The 16,681-nt window shown below is 59.6% G+C and carries 16 protein-coding genes; 6 read left to right on the top strand and 10 right to left on the bottom strand.

The window, feature by feature from the left end; translation table 11 throughout:
• The first annotated feature begins 39 nt into the window (after positions 1–39).
• Positions 40–2,262 (top strand): molybdopterin-containing oxidoreductase family protein, encoded by a 2,223-nt coding sequence (locus ASB65_RS11675; RefSeq protein WP_060724047.1) that lies wholly within the window; start codon positions 40–42, stop codon positions 2,260–2,262.
• Between the two features lie 55 nt (positions 2,263–2,317).
• Positions 2,318–2,935, top strand: coding sequence for an NUDIX domain-containing protein (locus ASB65_RS11680; RefSeq protein ID WP_060724048.1), 618 nt, complete (start codon positions 2,318–2,320; stop codon positions 2,933–2,935).
• A gap of 7 nt (positions 2,936–2,942) precedes the next feature.
• On the opposite strand, the gene ASB65_RS11685 is transcribed toward ASB65_RS11680, so the two are convergent.
• From ASB65_RS11685 to ASB65_RS11710, 6 genes are all read right to left on the bottom strand, one after another.
• The gene (locus tag ASB65_RS11685) at positions 2,943–3,341 is read right to left on the bottom strand and encodes a type II toxin-antitoxin system VapC family toxin (RefSeq protein WP_003502141.1); all 399 of its coding nucleotides are present in this window, start codon (positions 3,339–3,341) and stop codon (positions 2,943–2,945) included.
• Positions 3,341–3,580 carry a type II toxin-antitoxin system Phd/YefM family antitoxin gene (locus tag ASB65_RS11690; protein WP_060724194.1) on the bottom strand — a complete coding sequence of 80 codons (240 nt, stop codon included), beginning with the start codon at positions 3,578–3,580 and terminating at the stop codon, positions 3,341–3,343. The genes ASB65_RS11685 and ASB65_RS11690 overlap by 1 nt, the downstream gene beginning before the upstream one ends.
• Before the next feature lie 112 nt (positions 3,581–3,692).
• The gene (locus tag ASB65_RS11695; protein WP_060724049.1) at positions 3,693–4,628 is read right to left on the bottom strand and encodes an omptin family outer membrane protease; all 936 of its coding nucleotides are present in this window, start codon (positions 4,626–4,628) and stop codon (positions 3,693–3,695) included.
• Positions 4,629–4,759: 131 nt separating this feature from the next.
• A complete protein-coding gene (gene purN / locus ASB65_RS11700; protein ID WP_060724050.1) occupies positions 4,760–5,434 on the bottom strand; it encodes a phosphoribosylglycinamide formyltransferase in 675 nt (224 codons plus the stop codon).
• Positions 5,431–6,504, bottom strand: coding sequence for a phosphoribosylformylglycinamidine cyclo-ligase (gene purM, locus ASB65_RS11705; protein ID WP_060724051.1), 1,074 nt, complete (start codon positions 6,502–6,504; stop codon positions 5,431–5,433). Before purM ends, purN begins: the two co-directional genes overlap by 4 nt.
• Before the next feature lie 123 nt (positions 6,505–6,627).
• A complete protein-coding gene (locus tag ASB65_RS11710) occupies positions 6,628–7,422 on the bottom strand; it encodes a class I SAM-dependent DNA methyltransferase (RefSeq protein WP_060724052.1) in 795 nt (264 codons plus the stop codon).
• A 242-nt stretch (positions 7,423–7,664) separates the two neighbouring features.
• On the opposite strand from ASB65_RS11710, the gene ASB65_RS11715 reads away from it, so the two are divergent.
• Genes ASB65_RS11715 through ppx form a run of 4 tightly spaced genes read left to right on the top strand, consistent with a single transcriptional unit; the run spans position 7,665 to position 13,373 of the window.
• Positions 7,665–8,822, top strand: a complete 1,158-nt coding sequence (locus ASB65_RS11715; protein ID WP_035212361.1) for an AI-2E family transporter — start codon at positions 7,665–7,667, stop codon at positions 8,820–8,822.
• 2 nt (positions 8,823–8,824) lie between these two features.
• A complete protein-coding gene (hdaA, locus tag ASB65_RS11720; RefSeq protein ID WP_060724053.1) occupies positions 8,825–9,553 on the top strand; it encodes a DnaA regulatory inactivator HdaA in 729 nt (242 codons plus the stop codon).
• Complete coding sequence (locus ASB65_RS11725; RefSeq protein WP_371412705.1) at positions 9,550–11,853, top strand: RNA degradosome polyphosphate kinase; 2,304 nt, start codon at positions 9,550–9,552, stop codon at positions 11,851–11,853. The genes hdaA and ASB65_RS11725 overlap by 4 nt, the downstream gene beginning before the upstream one ends.
• Entirely contained in the window at positions 11,850–13,373 is a 1,524-nt protein-coding gene (gene ppx, locus ASB65_RS11730) for an exopolyphosphatase (RefSeq protein WP_003502164.1), read from the top strand. Before ASB65_RS11725 ends, ppx begins: the two co-directional genes overlap by 4 nt.
• A gap of 31 nt (positions 13,374–13,404) precedes the next feature.
• Here the strand turns inward: ppx and ASB65_RS11735 are convergent, their stop codons facing one another.
• The 4 genes from ASB65_RS11735 to ASB65_RS11750 all read right to left on the bottom strand — a co-directional run bounded on the left by ASB65_RS11735 (position 13,405) and on the right by ASB65_RS11750 (position 16,554).
• Positions 13,405–14,037 carry a DapH/DapD/GlmU-related protein gene (locus ASB65_RS11735; protein ID WP_020810434.1) on the bottom strand — a complete coding sequence of 211 codons (633 nt, stop codon included), beginning with the start codon at positions 14,035–14,037 and terminating at the stop codon, positions 13,405–13,407.
• Between the two features lie 153 nt (positions 14,038–14,190).
• Complete coding sequence (locus tag ASB65_RS11740; protein ID WP_003502168.1) at positions 14,191–14,538, bottom strand: hypothetical protein; 348 nt, start codon at positions 14,536–14,538, stop codon at positions 14,191–14,193.
• A 171-nt stretch (positions 14,539–14,709) separates the two neighbouring features.
• Entirely contained in the window at positions 14,710–15,057 is a 348-nt protein-coding gene (locus ASB65_RS11745; RefSeq protein WP_003502169.1) for a hypothetical protein, read from the bottom strand.
• 138 nt (positions 15,058–15,195) lie between these two features.
• A complete protein-coding gene (locus tag ASB65_RS11750) occupies positions 15,196–16,554 on the bottom strand; it encodes an esterase-like activity of phytase family protein (RefSeq protein WP_060724054.1) in 1,359 nt (452 codons plus the stop codon).
• Between the last annotated feature and the right edge of the window lie 127 nt (positions 16,555–16,681).

Consider the following 16,681-nt stretch of genomic DNA (forward strand, 5'->3'; position numbering starts at 1 on the left):
ATATGTCTCGCTTGCGGCTTGTCGGGGTGAATGGTCAGGATGAATATTCTTGATGGACGTCACTTCGGCCTTTTTGCCGCATCGTTGATGCAATATACAAAAGACATGAACGTTGCGACCCCGATTTCCGCTGAAAAAGCCGCCCCGAAGCCCGAAGTTCGTATCGGACACACGGTTTGCCCGCATGACTGTCCGAGCGCCTGCGCGCTGGAGGTCGACATCAATGCCGATGGCCGGATCGGCCGCGTGCGCGGGGCCAACGCCAATACTTACACCGCCGGCGTGATCTGCGCCAAGGTGGCGCGTTATTCCGAGCGCATCTATCATCCCGGCCGATTGCTGACCCCGAAGCGCCGCAAGGGCGCGAAGGGGGCGGGCGACTGGCAGGAAATTTCCTGGGAAGCTGCTCTGGACGAGGTGGCGGACGCTTTTGTCAAGGCTGAAGCGCGGCACGGCGCCGAAGCCATCTGGCCCTATTTCTACGCCGGCACCATGGGGCAGGTGCAGCGCGATTCCATCGAGCGGCTGCGCCACGCCAAGAAATATTCCGGCTTCTTCGGATCGATCTGCACCAACATGGCCTGGACCGGCTACGTGATGGGCACCGGCGCACTGCGTGGCCCCGATCCGCGCGAGATCGCCAAGGCCGATGTCGTCGTCATCTGGGGTACCAACGCGGTCGCCACGCAGGTCAATGTCATGACCCATGCGGTGAAAGCCCGCAAGGAGCGCGGCGCGAAGATCGTCGTGGTCGATATCTACGACAATCCGACCATGAAACAGGCGGATATGCGCCTCGTTGTCCGCCCCGGCACGGACGCGGCGCTCGCCTGCGCCGTGATGCACATCGCCTTCCGCGACGGTTACGCCGATCGTGATTACATGGCGCGCTTCGCCGATGATCCGGCCGGGCTTGAGGCGCATCTGAAGACGAAGACGCCGCAATGGGCCTCGGAAATCACCGGTCTTTCCGTCGACGAGATCGAGGATTTCGCCCGGCTGGTCGGCACCACGAAAAAGACCTTCTTCCGGCTTGGATATGGTTTTGCCCGCCAGCGCAACGGCGCTGTCGCCATGCATGCGGCCCTTTCCATCGCCACCGTCCTCGGCTCCTGGCAATATGAGGGCGGCGGCGCTTTCCACAATAATGGCGATATCTTCCGGCTCAACAAGTCGGAGCTGATGGGCAGTTCTTACGCCGACCCCGAGGTGCGCCAGCTCGACCAGTCGCAGATCGGCCGTGTGCTGACCGGAGACGCTGAAGCGCTGCGCCACGGCGGCCCGGTGACGGCGCTGCTGATCCAGAATACCAATCCCGTCAATGTCGCGCCCGAACAGCGGCTGGTGAAACAGGGTTTCCTGCGCGACGATCTCTTCGTCGCCGTGCATGAGCAATTCATGACCGAAACGGCTGAGGTGGCCGATATCGTGCTGCCTGCCACCATGTTCCTTGAACATGACGACATCTACCGCGCCGGCGGCCAGAACCACATTCTGCTTGGTCCGAAACTGGTGGAGCCGCCCGAAACGGTGCGCACCAACCTCTTCGTCATCGAAGAACTGGCGAAACGTCTCGGTGTCGACCATATGCCGGGCTTTGGCCTTTCGGCCCGTGATCATGTCGACCGTATGCTCAAAGTCAGCGGCTGGGGCGATTTCGACACGCTGGCGGAAGAAAAATGGATCGATGCGCAGCCCTCCTTCGAGGTGGCGCACTATCTCGAAGGTTTCGGTTACGGTGACGGCAAATTCCGTTTTAGCCCCGAATGGGCGACCGGGCCATCTCCGAACAAGCCGCCGAAAAACATCGGCGTCATGGGGCCGGTCTCGCAATTCCCGAAATTCCCGGATCAGGTCGACGTCATCGAAACCGTGGATGGCGATCATCCGTTCCGGCTGGCGACATCGCCGGCGCGGAATTTCCTGAACTCCACCTTCGCGGAAACGAAGACATCCGTGCAGAAGGAAGGCCGCCCGGAATTGATGATCTGTCCCGAGGATGCCGCCACCAGCGGTATCGCCGATGGCGACGTCGTCCGCATCGGCAATGGCCGCGGTGAAGTGCGGCTCCACGCGAAAATCGTGGAGGGAGCAAGACCGGGCGTGCTGATTGCCGAAGGGCTGTGGCCCAACAAGGCGCATCTGGATGGCGAGGGCATCAATGTGCTGACCGGCGCCGATGCCGTTGCGCCTTATGGCGGCGCGGCATTCCACGACAACAAGGTGTGGCTCCACCGCGACGATGAGAGCCGCGAGGCTTGATATTGCGCCGCAACACGGGCAGGCTGAAATCCCACGACAGGCAAGGACATATCCGGTGACACAGACGCAGGCGAAAAACGTTCCGGCCGACACGGACGCGGGCAGAATCCGGCTGGTGGAAAAGGAAACGGTGTGGAAGGGCTTCGTGCATATGCAGAAGCTCGTTTTCGACCAGCGCATGCCTGATGGTAAAACGATCCGCATTGTCCGGGAAGTCCACGACCACGGCAGCGCGGCCGCCATTCTCCTTTACGACCCGAAGCGCGACAGCGTGGTGCTGGTGCGCCAGTTTCGCCCCGCCGCCTTCGTGAACGGCGACCCAAGCTTCATGATCGAAGTGCCGGCAGGGCTCCTCGATGACGACGATGCGGCGCATGCCATCCGCCGCGAGGCAATGGAAGAATCCGGCTACGCGGTCGAAAAGGTTGATTACCTCTTCGACATGTATGCCAGCCCCGGCACGCTGACGGAAAAGGTCAGCCTCTTCGTCGCCCGTATCGATCTCGACGTACAGGCCGGCAGCGGCGGCGGGCTGGAGGACGAAGGCGAGGATCTGGAGGTTCTGACCTACGGACTGGACGAGGCCTTTGCGATGATCGCATCGGGTGAAATCACCGATTCCAAGACGATCATTCTCCTGCAATGGGCGATGTTAAATCGCGCCCGGCTTTGACCAAATCCTAGAAGAACTCGACGTTTTCCAGCTTTGCGGCAGCCGCGAGCTTCCTGTCCTGAGTTGCCAAAGGCGCGTTGCGCGAAATCGCGAGCGACAGATAGGCGGCGTCATAAGCGGAAAGGGCGTGTTTCTGCGCCAGGCGAATGATCGACACATGATCGGCGCTTGATGAAAGCGTAATCGGCAGGCTGGCAAAACGCATTAGAATTGCAAAGATGTCATCCGCTGAAATACGCTTTCGGCGTTCGGCCGAAAGTAGTATGTTGCGCAGCTCGTGCGATAGAAGATCGGGTGCGAAAGCGTCCTGTGTTTCCAGCCGCGCAAGAGCCTCTTCGGCAACTGCGCCGTCCTCGTCAAGCAGGAACCACGCCGCTACAACCGAGGCGTCCACAACGACGGCCATTACCTGCGGCCTTCCTCTTTCCACGTTCTGATTTCATCTGCCGTTGTCTTGGTTCTTTGCGACCGCTCTGCGCGTATCGCGGCGATGAGCCTTTGGCGGGATTGGGTATCTATCGCCTTGACGAGGCGCGCCACAGGCTCATTTCCACGCGCAATAACGACCTCTTCTCCCGCCTCGACCTTGGTCAGAAGCTCCGAAAGGTGTGTTTTTGCTTCACCGACTTTGATCGTAATCGTCATGGCAGCCATGGCCTCGCTCATATCCCTTATCATATTAAGAGCGCCACGGAAGTTGGTCAAGTGGTTGGCCAAGTGCGTCGGATCGATCTCTTTTCGACGGTCGCCCTCGAAATCAGAAGCGCCCTTTGACGCCCATCCCCACGAAAATCGACTGCAAGTCACCGCCGCCGGCATTCTTTTCCGATGACAGGTTGCCAGCGCCCGCACCGCTATAGTGGGTGTCTCCGCGTCCGAGGCTGGTATAGTCATACGCGCCGTCGAGATAGATCGAGGCGTTCTCGGTCAGGTCATAGGCGACGCCCGCCTTCACCCCGAACATGCCGGCAACGTCGAATTTGTCGGTGAAGCGCATGTCGCGCAGCCAGTGATCGTCCGTCGCCTTGCCGTAGACCATGGCGCCACCTTCGAGGCCCAGATTGAGCGACCAGTTGCCGAACCTCTGGCCGCCCGTCAGGTTACCGTAGAAGACAGGGATTTGCTGGCGATAGGTGATTCCCTTGAGGCCATCCTTGAATTTGCCCGAGAGATCACGGGGGGAGAAAACGCTGTAAACGGCGTTGCCGCCATAGGCCGACCATTGCACATCCGTATAACGAAAGCCGACGCCGGCGCTGAGATATTGCTGCGGATCGTCCAGCAACATGCGATTGAGTTCGAGGTTTCCCGAAAAATAATGGTCGAGCCGCGTGTCGTCATGCTGAGAACGGTGGCTCCAATTGTCCTTGGAGCTGTCTCTGGAAAAAGGCCAGACCCAGTCATAGTCGGTCATGTAGCCATCGCCTTCAAAGCCGACGCGGCCTTCCGCCTTGACGCGCCAGCCGGGCGCAAGTTCAAGCCCGAGCGAGCCGCGCAATGCCACGGCGTTTTTGGTTTCCCATTCGAGTTCGCTCAGCTTGCGGCCACCGATATGGACGGTTTCCGTTGCTCGAAGATTGAGAACACCGGCATCAACTGAGGCTGTAATGCCACTTTGCTCAGCCGCGACAGGCAGGCTGGCGCCCGCCAGCAGAACAACCGAAAGCGGCAGGGAAAATCTCGAAAATGGCATAATCGCTCCTGAATGACCGGAGGACCCGAAATAAGGGCCGCTGCGAGCATTAAAGGTGATTATGGTAAATGATCGGTTTATTTTTGCAAAAATACCAATTCAGGTATTTTTGTACTTTAGGAATAACTCTATCAGGAGGCGGAAATGAGGTTGGAATACTCAGTTCTACTTTCACTGCCGGTGAAGACCGCCTTGCCGTCTTCCATTCGCACCTTGCCTTCGGCAAGCTGCTTCAGGGTCAGCGGATAGAGCTGGTGCTCTACGGTCAGGATCCGTGCCGCGAGGGTGTCGGCCGTATCGCCGAAAACAACCGGTACCGCACCCTGCGCGATGGTCGGGCCTTCATCCATGCCTTCGGTGACGAAATGCACGGTGCAGCCGGAAATCTTCATGCCGCTGTCGATGGCGCGCTGATGGGTGTGCAGGCCGGGGAAAAGCGGCAGCAGGGAAGGGTGGATATTGATGATGCGGCCTTCATAGGGGGCAATGAAATCCCCCGATATCAGTCGCATGTAACCGGCAAGGCAGATGATATCAGGCGCAATCTCGCCAAGTGCGGCCAGTATGGCGCCCTCATGCTCCGCCTTGCTGGGATAAGTCTTGCGTTCGAAGACCAGCGTCGGAATACCGAGATCCCGTGCCTTTTCCAGCCCGCCCGCAGATGCCTTGTCCGAAATCACGCAGACGATTTCCGCCGGAAAATCCACCGCCTGGCAGGCCTTGGCCAGCGCCACCATGTTGGAGCCGCTGCCGGAAATGAAAACGACGACGCGTTTGCGGCCGGACGAGAAGGCGGCGCTCATCATAGGCCGAGAGTGCCCTTGTAGATCGTACCGTGTGCACCTTCTTCGCGGGCGACCATGCGGCCGAGCGGGAAGACGGTCTCGCCTTCCGCCGTCAGGGCGTCGGTGACCTTCTCGGCATTTTCAGCCGAAACGACCACAATCATGCCGACGCCGCAATTGAAGGTACGCAGCATTTCCTTCGGCTCGACGCCGCCGGTTTTTGCGAGCCACGAGAAGACGGCCGGAACCTTGATCGCGTCGAGATCAATCTCGGCGGCGAGATGCTTGGGCAGAACGCGCGGAATGTTTTCGGGGAAACCACCGCCGGTGATGTGCGCCAGCGCCTTCAGTGCGCCGGTCTCGCGGATCGCCTTCAAAAGCGGCTTCACATAGATGCGGGTCGGCGTCAGCAGCGCTTCGCCAAGCTTCTTGCCATCCGCGAAGGGGGCAGGGGCGTCCCAGCCAAGACCGGAGACCGAAACGATCTTGCGCACCAGCGAAAAGCCGTTGGAGTGAACGCCGGAGGAAGAAAGGCCGAGAATGACGTCGCCTTCGGAAATATCGCCGGCCGGCAGAAGCTGGCCGCGCTCGGCAGCACCTACGGCAAAACCCGCGAGATCGTAGTCGCCATCGGAATACATGCCGGGCATTTCAGCGGTTTCGCCGCCGATCAGCGCGCAGCCGGATTCGCGGCAACCGGCGGCAATGCCGGAAACGATGGCGGCGCCCTGATCCGGGTTCAGCTTGCCGGTTGCGAAATAATCGAGGAAGAACAGCGGTTCTGCGCCCTGGACAACGAGATCGTTGACGCACATGGCGACGAGATCAATGCCGACGGTGTCGTGGTAGTCAGCGTCGATGGCGATCTTCAGCTTGGTGCCGACGCCGTCATTGGCGGCCACCAGAACCGGATCGGTGAAGCCTGCGGCCTTCAGATCGAACAGGCCGCCGAAGCCGCCGATTTCGCCATCCGCGCCGGGACGCCGCGTCGAACGCACCGCCGGTTTGATCTTTTCGACCATCAGGTTGCCGGCGTCGATATCCACACCTGCATCACTATAGGTAAGACCGTTCTTGCCCGACTGGCTCATGGCTCTCGTCTCCGCTGGTTCCTTTGGCGTCGCCATTCGCACGGGACGGGACCTGATGCAAGGGTTTGAGTGGCAAAAGCTCCGGTTTTTAACGGCTTTGGCGGGGCTTGCCGGATTGAGTGCTCACGATGGCTGCGGAGCGGCGCGACAGACGAGATTGAGCAGGCCGTCATTGGAGGTATCGGAATTTTCCTCTATCGGCCGACCGTTTTCGCCATAACGCGCGACGATCTCCAAGCCCGCCGCTTCCAGCTGCCGGGTCTGGGCGGCAAGGTCGATGAAATAAAACAGGCCGCTCCAGCGGTGCGCCTGATCCGCGAGAATTGCATATTCCGGCGTCCGCCTTGTCTGAGGTTGCAGACGCAGATAGTTGATCCAGCTTTGCGGATGCAGCGAATTCACCACCTCGCGCGGGTGCCAGGAACGCCGATGCAGCGGCATGCCGCCAGCCCGCTTCCATTGCCGGTTATGAAACGAAAAGATGAAGTAACCGCCCGGTGACAGAATGCTTCGGACGGCATTGATGATGGCAAGCCGGTCCTCATGGCCGAAGGCGCTTAAGATGGCGAGCGCGCCGAGCACGCAATCGAAACGCCCCGCGCCGAATTGGTCGATCGCCCGCACATCCATGTCCAGAAACGTGGCAGCGGGAAAATTGCGCCGCGCAAGCGCAAGCATGGGCTGCGAGCGGTCGATACCGATATATTCACCCACCAGCGGCAGAAGCGGCTTCGTCGTTCGGCCGGTGCCGACGCCGAGATCCAGCAGCCGCTTGCCCGCATAGGCATGGCGGAACTGATCGAGAATGATGCGTTCAGCAGGGTAAAGCTGCTGGTTGTCGTACCATTCGGCAACTTCGGGATTATCGAAGAGACCGGCATTATAGTCCGCGATGCCATTTTCACTGGTACTTTGCATCGTGCCTCCGGCCACCGGGCGTGAAGGGGCGACGCTGGCCCGCCCGGCAATATTTGATAGTTGTCTAATATTTTCCGCCGGTCAACCTGCCGTTGCGAGGGGTTGACCGGAAATGAGGGATTTTATCGCTGTGCGGGCAGTCTCCTTCTGCCGGCGTGCCAAAGCGCCGGTCTTGACCATGTGCACATGCCCATCCTATCTCCATCATGGGCAGTGACGGTACGGCGACAAAGGATGAACGGATGCAACCCCATGTGAGTGGTATGAACCTGCGTCGGCAGGTGTTTTTCTGGATCGGCGTGCTTGCCGTCTTTATCCTTTTCCTGATGGTCTTCAGCTCCATTCTCCTGCCTTTCGTGGCGGGCATGGCGCTTGCCTATTTTCTCGATCCGGTGGCCGACTGGCTGGAGCGGCGCGGCTTGAGCCGGTTGATGGCGACCGTCGTCATCCTCGTCTCCTTCGTGCTGATCTTCGCGCTGTCGCTCATCATCATCATTCCGCTGATTGCCGCTCAGGCCTCGGAATTCATCACGCGCATTCCGCAATATATCTCGTCGCTGCAGCAGCTGATCGCCGGCGCGGATACCAACCTCCTGCCGGATTGGGTGAGCAGCCAGATCAACTCGGTAAAGGAGAACTTTTCAAAGCTCCTGACGGAGGGCGCGGGCTTCATCGGCACGCTTTTGACGCAGATATGGAACTCCGGCAAATCGCTGGTCGATGTCATGTCGCTGCTGGTCGTCACGCCCGTCGTCGCCTTCTACCTCCTGCTCGACTGGGACCGGATGATCGACAAGGTCGACAGCTGGATACCGCGCGACTATGTCCATACCGTCCGCCAGATCGCCCGCGACATGGACAAGACCATTGCCGGTTTCGTGCGCGGGCAGGGGTCGCTCTGCATCATTCTCGGGGTTTATTACGCCGTCGGCCTGTCGCTGGTGGGCTTGAATTTCGGCCTGCTGATCGGCCTTTTTTCGGGTCTAATCAGCTTCGTTCCCTATATCGGATCCATGGTCGGCCTCATCCTCGCCGTCGGCGTCGCCATCGTGCAATTCTGGCCGGACTATATTTATGTCTTTCTGACGCTCGTCGTGTTCTTTTCCGGCCAGTTCATCGAAGGCAACATCCTGCAGCCGAAGCTTGTCGGCAAAAGCGTCGGCCTGCATCCGGTCTGGCTGATGTTCGCCCTCTTCGCTTTCGGTGCGCTTTTCGGTTTCGTCGGGCTTCTCGTGGCGGTGCCGGCTGCGGCGGCGGTCGGCGTGCTTGTCCGCTTCGCCTTGTCGCGGTATCTTGAAAGCGATCTTTACCATGGGCATGCCGCCAACCTTCCCTGGGACACAAATACTGCCCCGGAAGAAGGGGAAACATCCTCCGGCAAGGTTGACTCTCAGAGCTGACGATGACTGACCAAATCAAAACCGACAATGCCCGGTCGAAGGCCGAGCAGCTGCCGCTCGCATTCTCGCACCAGTCCGCTTCCGGCAGGGACGATCTCCTCGTCTCCGCCTCGCTTGCGGCTGCCGTCAGCCCCATCGATGAGTGGCCGAACTGGCGCTCGCCCGTCGTCGTGCTCGCCGGGCCGCCGGGCTCGGGAAAATCGCATCTCGCCAATATCTGGAAAAATATCAGCGACGCGCGAGACATTCACCCCCAAGCCGGCGCGGATGCTGCGCGCGCGGCCGAAACGGGACCGGTTCTTTTCGAAGATGCCGACCGGCGCGGTTTCGACGAGACCGAGCTCTTCCATGTCATCAACAGCGTGCGCCAGCATGGCACGACGCTTTTGATGACCAGCCGGCAATGGCCGGCGGCATGGCCGGTGACGCTGCCGGACCTGCGCTCTCGCCTGAAAGCCGTGACGGTGGTGGAAACCGGTGAACCGGACGAAGGGCTGCTCGCGCAGGTGCTGGTGAAACTCTTCGCCGACCGGCAGCTTTACATGGATGACAAACTCATAGGTTACATCGTCAATAGAATGGAGCGTTCGCTCGATACGGCGCAGACGATCGTGGACCGGATCGACCGGCTGGCGCTTGCGCGTGGAACGAGAATTACACGTCCGCTGGTAGCTGAGGTCCTCAATGCGATGGACAATGCGAGAGCGGATAGCGGACTGGACGTCGATTGACTGTCACAGTTCCGTCGTCAAACTGTTATACGGGCAAGAAGGACGATCGCGCGATGCAGCAGGATCACGGGACGGAAATAGGTCAGGGGATGGAACAGGGAATGGACGCTATCGCGCAGGACGACTTCAACAAGGTTCAGCCGGTGACTGAGGGCGAGAGCCTTTGGGACAGCCCGGCGCGTTTCATCAACCGCGAATTTTCCTGGCTCCAGTTTAATCGCCGCGTTCTCGAGGAAACGCTGAACACGGATCACCCGCTTCTGGAGCGTCTGCGTTTCCTTTCCATCTCGGCCGCCAATCTCGATGAATTCTTCATGGTCCGCGTCGCCGGTCTTGAAGGCCAGGTACGTCAGAAGATCACCGTCAAGACGCCCGACGGCAAGACGCCGGCCGAGCAGCTCGAAGATATTCTGAAGGAAATCGACAATCTGCAGATGGAGCAGCAGGCTTCGCTTGCCGTTCTGCAGCAATATCTCGCCAAGGAAGAAATCTTCATCGTCCGGCCTGCCGCACTCTCCGAAGCGGATCGGACCTGGCTGGGCACGGAATTCGAAGAACGTATCTTCCCGGTGCTGACGCCGCTGTCCATCGACCCTGCGCACCCATTCCCCTTCATTCCGAACCTCGGTTTCTCGATGGGCCTGCAGCTCGACAGCGTCAACGGCCGCGAGCCGATGACGGCGTTGTTGCGTCTTCCGACCGCGCTCGACCGCTTCGTTCGTTTGCCGGATGAGAAAAACGCCATCCGCTACATCACGCTTGAAGATGTGGTCGGCCTGTTCATTCACCGGCTTTACCCGGGCTATACCGTCAGAGGTTTCGGCACGTTCCGCATCATCCGCGACAGCGATATCGAGGTGGAAGAAGAGGCGGAAGATCTGGTCCGTTTCTTTGAAAGCGCGCTGAAGCGCCGCCGCCGCGGTTCCGTTATCCGCATCGAGACCGACAGCGAAATGCCGCAGTCGCTGCGCCAGTTCGTGGTGCACGAACTTGGCGTGCCTGATAATCGCGTCGCCGTTCTGCCCGGCCTTCTCGCGCTCAACACCATTTCGGAAATCGTCCGCGCGCCGCGCGACGACCTGAAATTCGAGCCTTACAACGCCCGTTTCCCCGAGCGCGTGCGCGAACATGCCGGCGATTGCCTTGCCGCCATCCGCGAAAAGGACATGGTGGTTCACCACCCCTATGAAAGCTTCGACGTGGTCGTGCAGTTCCTGCTGCAGGCCGCGCGCGATCCCGAAGTGCTCGCCATCAAGCAGACGCTTTACCGCACCTCTAATGACAGCCCGATCGTTCGCGCGCTGATCGATGCGGCGGAAGCCGGTAAATCCGTCACCGCGCTGGTGGAGTTGAAGGCGCGTTTCGACGAAGAGGCGAACATCCGCTGGGCGCGCGACCTCGAACGCGCCGGCGTGCAGGTCGTCTTCGGCTTCATCGAACTCAAGACCCATGCCAAGATGTCGATGGTGGTGCGTCGCGAGGACGGCAAGCTCCGGACCTATTGCCACCTCGGCACCGGCAACTATCACCCGATCACGGCCAAGATTTACACCGATCTGTCCTTCTTCACCTGCAACCCGAAGATCGCCCACGACATGGCGAATATCTTTAACTTCATCACGGGTTACGGTGAGCCGGAAGAGGGCATGAAGCTGGCGATTTCGCCCTATACGCTGCGCGCACGTATCGTAAAGCACATCAATGAAGAGATCGAGCACGCCAAGCGCGGTGCGCCGGCGGCGATCTGGATGAAGATGAATTCGCTGGTCGACCCTGAAATCATCGATTCCCTTTACCGCGCAAGTGCTGCGGGCGTGGAGGTCGATCTCGTTGTACGCGGCATCTGCTGCCTGCGCCCGCAGGTGCCCGGCCTGTCGGATAATATCCGCGTCAAATCCATCGTCGGCCGCTTCCTCGAACACAGCCGCATCTTCTGCTTCGGCAATGGTTTCGGCCTGCCGTCGGACAAGGCGCTGGTCTATATCGGCTCGGCCGACATGATGCCGCGCAACCTTGATCGGCGCGTGGAAACGCTTGTCCCGCTCACCAATCCCACGGTGCACGAGCAGGTTCTTTCACAGATTATGCTGGGCAATCTCATTGACAACCAGCAGAGCTACGAGATACTTGCGGACGGAACGTCGAGGCGCATCGAGGTGCGTAAAGGCGAAGAACCGTTCAACGCGCAGCACTATTTCATGACCAATCCCAGCCTTTCCGGACGTGGTGAAGCCCTGAAATCCAGTGCGCCCAAATTGATTGCCGGGTTGATTTCGTCCCGCAAGAAACAGGCTGAATGACTCGATCAGAAGCACAGGGGCGGCTGACCGGCCTTGCCCCCGTTTCCGTCATAGATATTGGTTCGAACTCCGTTCGTCTTGTTGTATATGAAGGTCTTTCCCGCGCGCCCGCGGTGCTGTTCAACGAAAAGGTCCTGTGCGGCCTTGGCAAGGGACTGGCGCTGACGGGCCGCATGCATGAGGAAGGCGTCAGCCGGGCGCTGATGGCGCTCAGGCGTTTTCATGTACTTTCCGAGCAGGCGCAGGCGCAGAAGCTTTATGTGCTGGCGACGGCGGCGGCGCGTGAAGCGGAAAACGGCCCGGATTTCATCCGTGAGGCCGAAGCCATTCTCGGCTGCGAGATCGAGGTGTTGTCAGGCGAAAAGGAAGCGCTTTATTCCGCCTATGGCGTGATCAGCGGTTTCCATGATCCAGACGGCATCGCGGGTGACCTCGGTGGCGGTTCGCTCGAACTCATCGACATAAAGGGCAAGAGCTGCGGCCAGGGCATCACCCTGCCGCTCGGCGGCCTGCGGCTGTCGGAACAGTCGGATGGCTCGCTGGAAAAGGCGACGACCATCGCCAGAAAACATGTCAAATCCTTTGCGAAGCTGTTGGCGGCGGGCGAGGGGCGCACCTTCTATGCAGTCGGCGGCACCTGGCGAAACATTGCCAAGCTGCACATGGAAATATCAGGCTATCCGCTGCACATGATGCAGGGTTATGAATTGCCGCTCGAGGAAATGCTGAATTTTCTCGAGGAGGTCATCGTCTCCCGGGACAGCAAGGACCCGGCCTGGCAGGCGGTTTCCAAGAACCGCCGTTCGCTTCTGCCGTTTGGCGCCATCGCCATGCGCGAAGTTCTGAAGGCGATGAAACCGGCAAAGATCGCCTTCTCTGCGCAGGGTGTGCGCGAAGGTTATCTCTATTCGCTGTTGACGGAAGCCGAGCGTGAATCCGATCCGCTGCTGGTCGCGGCTGATGAACTTGCCATTCTGCGCGCCCGCTCGCCGGAACATGCGCGCGAATTGGCGGACTGGAGCGGCCGCACCTTTCCGGTTTTCGGCGTCGACGAGACGGAAGAGGAAAGCCGTTACCGGCAGGCGGCCTGCCTTCTCGCCGATATCAGCTGGCGCGCCCATCCGGATTATCGTGGCCTGCAGGCGCTCAACATCATCGCCCATTCCTCCTTCGTGGCGATCACCCATCCCGGCCGCGCCTATATTGCGCTCGCCAATTATTATCGCTTCGAGGGTCTGAACGACAACGGCACCACCGAGCCGCTCGCGGCGATGGCGGGCGACCGGTTGCAGGAACTTGGCAAGTTGCTCGGCGGCCTGCTGCGCGTGGTTTATCTTTTCTCGGCCTCGATGCCCGGTGTCGTTGACCACCTGAAATTCCGCAAGTCCGACAATCCGGATCTTGATCTCGAATTCGTGGTGCCGCACGATTATTGCGATTTCGCCGGCGAGCGGCTGGACGGGCGTTTGCAGCAGCTGGCGAAGCTGACCGGCAAGCGGCTGGCATTCGTGTTCGAGTAAAGAACGGGAACGATCTGTTTTGCGGCGCAGGCTAGGACCAGCGCTCGCAAAAGGCTTCGATATCGTTCGACTGAAAGTCGGAAAGCCGCGCCATGATCGTTTCGAATGGCCAGTCCCACCAGGCGATGGACGTAAGCTTTTCCGCGATGGATCGCGAAAACCGCTCGCGGATGATTTTCGCGGGCACACCGCCGACAATGGTGTAGGGCGGCACATCCTTGGTGACGACGGCGCCGGCGGCGAGCACTGCCCCGTCCCCGACCGTTACGCCTGGCAGGACGATAACCCCGTGACCGATCCAGACATCGTGACCGATAATGGCGCGGTCCTGCTTGCGCTGGTCGAAAAAGGCGTCGTCGCGCACCGCATCGGCAGAGTAATATTCCGGGCAGTAGCTGAAACGATGCATGGATGGCCGGTCCATCGGATGGTTCGGCGCGCCTATCCGGACCTCCGCAGCGATGGCGCAGAATTTTCCGACGATCGCGTCACCGACCATGCAGCGGGGTCCAAGGTAGGAATAATTCCCGAGTTCGACATTGTGCAGGGATGTATCCGCCAGAATTTCGCAGCACTCGCCGACGTTTGAATCTCTTATGCTCGCCGTCGCATGGATGACGGTTTCTGCGATTTTCGGGCGCTTGATTTGCAAAGACGAATCCATTCCAGCCTCCAGATTTGCGCTTGCTTAACCGGGGATGATGAAAGACCTGTGACGTGGATAGACAAAGCGGTTCAATAAAACCGGCTGCTCACTCGTCAATGCGCATCATGCGGTTTGCCCGGGAGAGCGAAATCCTGTTTTTACGGGCGTATGTCACTCATTGGAGATATTGGCGGCGGGATCTCGTTTCTTCCAGTAGTGTTCGGTGATGTTTTGAGCGTTTCGAATGATGTGACCAGCGATTTCAGGGTCTCCGCCCTCGAATGTTTCCGGATCGGCGCCGCATAACAGCAGGAAGAGCTGCTGATGAGCGACAGCGACAAAATAATCGCTGGGCGGTGGCTGCATGTCTGAATCGACAGCCTGGAATGCCTCGGCGACCTCTTTGCTGGCGCGCTCAAGCGCTGCGTGAATGGTGGCCATCATTGCCGCTTCCTTGCGCTGCAATATGTCCTGAACCTGCCGCTCCGCCGGTGTCAGAACCGGGCAACTCTCGCTCATCGAATGTCTCTCCTGTCGGTGCAACCATTTCGCTGAGCGATATTATCGCATGGATTGTGTCCGCTTTACGGGAAAGATTGAAATGATGGTGCTGAAGCATGGCGCAATGATTGACCACATACCGGGTTCGCGGGCGAAACGGCAATGGGCTGGCACTGCTTTGCAAACGGCTCAGCCGTGCCCCAGTGCTTTCCGGATGCAGGCGCTGAGATAGGCATATTGCAGGGGCGTTATCGTCGCCATGGCTTCCGTGCGGCTGGCAAGTCTGTCCTGGTAACCGACAGGAATATCGAACTGGCTGAAGGTGAAATCCCAGCGGGTGCCTTCAAGGATATTGTAAAAATGGTCGGCGCCGCTGACGGCGGTTTTGGCAAGCTCGCCGCCGAAAATATCCTGCACCACCAGCGCGGTGACGCTGCCTTGTCCTCTGGCGGGGTTTTCGCGTGACCAGAGGCTGCTGGTCTCACCCGACCAGCTTTTCTTCAGGGCGTAATAAAGTCTCTCTGCGTGGTCCTGCATCAAACGTCTTCTTTTCCGCAAGCATGTTTCGGTTGGAATACGAGAATCGGAACGGAGCGCCATGCAGACCATCTGGTCTACCGGGCGCTCCGTCCGGATCATTTGCAGCTGCCAGGGCGATTGGCAGCGGCCGTGGTCTTACTTCGCGTCGAGCAGGTCCTTGACCTCAAGCAGGACGAACTCGTTGTCGTCAGCCTTGTCCAGAGCGCGGCCGGCCGAGAAGGGCAGGTTGTTGTCGTTGCCGACGATGATATGTGTGGCATCGACGCGATCGACATTCTCGATGGTGACGAAAGGCATGTCGTAATAGCCATTGCCGCCACCCTGACGCTTCTTGTTATCAGGATCGGAGATTTTCAGAAGATCGATATAGCCGATCTTGCGCGCGGCCTTGCCGACATTGGCGTCATTGAATTCGATCTTGTAGATGCGCTTCACCTTGGAAGGCACGGCAACGCAGTTTGCTTCCGGCTTCTTCGGGTCGGCGCAGGCCTTGTCGGCGGTGCCGGCGCCATTGTCACGCTCGATGACCAGCGCGGTGCTGTCATCCAGCATGTTGAAGTCACCGATGGCTTCGCCGCCCTGCGCCAGCGGATAGAGCCACGTGCGGCCGGTCCATTCCTTCTTGGCGGTATCGAGCTCGATGATGCGCAGTGCGGTTGCGCCGTCCTCGGTCTTCTCCACCTGGCCGTCAGCCATGTAAAGCGGGCCTTCCAGCAGGCCGTAGAGCTTGGAGCCGTCCTTGGAGAGCGCCATGCCTTCATAACCGCCCGAGCGCTTCAGGTTGAAGGCCGGCATCTTCTGCGTGGGGTTGCCGGGCAGGGCAAGGGTGGGGTGATCGGGAGACTTCACCTCGATGTCGCCAGCCTTGGTGGAGACCACGTCGGTCAGCTTGCCGTCACGGGTAAATTTCAGGATGTAGGGCCCGAATTCCTCGCCGACCCAGAAACCATCGGCAACGGGCTGAATGGATTCGACGTCGAAATCGGCGCCCGTCAGGTAACGCTTGCTCGAACCTTCGAGAACGATGGGGAAAGGCGCCTTCATGTCGGGATCGGAGAGGAACACGGTTTCAAGCGCGTTGACCTTGCCGGCGTCCCAGTCGAACTTCAGATGGTGAAGCATCAGCATGGCGTCGCTGGAATTGAGCTTGGAGCCAAAGCCATTGTCGGAAAGGCTCCAGAAGCTGCCGTCGGGCATGGCCTTGATGCCGGAAAAACCCTGCATCGGCTGGCCGTTGAACGGCATGGAAAGGCCGGTCAGGCGCACGCCATCCTTGCCGGGCACGGTGCCGAGACCTTCGGCGCGCTTGCGATCAGCGGTCGTGAACTTGGCGGAGGTCTTGAGATGTTCAGGCGCGTCAGCAGGTGCTGCGATGATGGTATTGGCCGGCAGGATGGCGTGGGAGACCAGCTTTGCCGGAAATTCCTGTTCCGCCGCATGCGACGCGGAGGCGAGCGCAAGAATGGCGCAGGATGCAAAAAGAATGTGCTTCATGATGGAGACCCCTCTCAATACCTGTTGAAGATAGGATTGAGGCGATAGGGTCGTCGCATGACAGGCAGGTGATTGCCGTTTGAAGCTTTGATGAATTTTGATGACGGCCGTAGCGGTAAATGGAACG

The sequence above is a fragment of the Agrobacterium tumefaciens str. B6 genome, from assembly GCF_001541315.1.
Lineage (GTDB): Bacteria > Pseudomonadota > Alphaproteobacteria > Rhizobiales > Rhizobiaceae > Agrobacterium > Agrobacterium radiobacter.

What these genes read in the sequence shown, in the direction of transcription:
- ASB65_RS11675 (WP_060724047.1), top strand. Translation starts at nt 40, where the DNA reads ATGAATATTCTTGATGGACGTCACTTCGGCCTTTTTGCCGCATCGTTG.
- ASB65_RS11685 (WP_003502141.1), bottom strand. Translation starts at nt 3,341, where the DNA reads ATGGCCGTCGTTGTGGACGCCTCGGTTGTAGCGGCGTGGTTCCTGCTT.
- ASB65_RS11690 (WP_060724194.1), bottom strand. Translation starts at nt 3,580, where the DNA reads ATGACGATTACGATCAAAGTCGGTGAAGCAAAAACACACCTTTCGGAG.
- ASB65_RS11695 (WP_060724049.1), bottom strand. Translation starts at nt 4,628, where the DNA reads ATGCCATTTTCGAGATTTTCCCTGCCGCTTTCGGTTGTTCTGCTGGCG.
- purN (WP_060724050.1), bottom strand. Translation starts at nt 5,434, where the DNA reads ATGATGAGCGCCGCCTTCTCGTCCGGCCGCAAACGCGTCGTCGTTTTC.
- purM (WP_060724051.1), bottom strand. Translation starts at nt 6,504, where the DNA reads ATGAGCCAGTCGGGCAAGAACGGTCTTACCTATAGTGATGCAGGTGTG.
- ASB65_RS11710 (WP_060724052.1), bottom strand. Translation starts at nt 7,422, where the DNA reads ATGCAAAGTACCAGTGAAAATGGCATCGCGGACTATAATGCCGGTCTC.
- ASB65_RS11715 (WP_035212361.1), top strand. Translation starts at nt 7,665, where the DNA reads ATGCAACCCCATGTGAGTGGTATGAACCTGCGTCGGCAGGTGTTTTTC.
- hdaA (WP_060724053.1), top strand. Translation starts at nt 8,825, where the DNA reads ATGACTGACCAAATCAAAACCGACAATGCCCGGTCGAAGGCCGAGCAG.
- ppx (WP_003502164.1), top strand. Translation starts at nt 11,850, where the DNA reads ATGACTCGATCAGAAGCACAGGGGCGGCTGACCGGCCTTGCCCCCGTT.
- ASB65_RS11735 (WP_020810434.1), bottom strand. Translation starts at nt 14,037, where the DNA reads ATGGATTCGTCTTTGCAAATCAAGCGCCCGAAAATCGCAGAAACCGTC.
- ASB65_RS11740 (WP_003502168.1), bottom strand. Translation starts at nt 14,538, where the DNA reads ATGAGCGAGAGTTGCCCGGTTCTGACACCGGCGGAGCGGCAGGTTCAG.
- ASB65_RS11745 (WP_003502169.1), bottom strand. Translation starts at nt 15,057, where the DNA reads ATGCAGGACCACGCAGAGAGACTTTATTACGCCCTGAAGAAAAGCTGG.
- ASB65_RS11750 (WP_060724054.1), bottom strand. Translation starts at nt 16,554, where the DNA reads ATGAAGCACATTCTTTTTGCATCCTGCGCCATTCTTGCGCTCGCCTCC.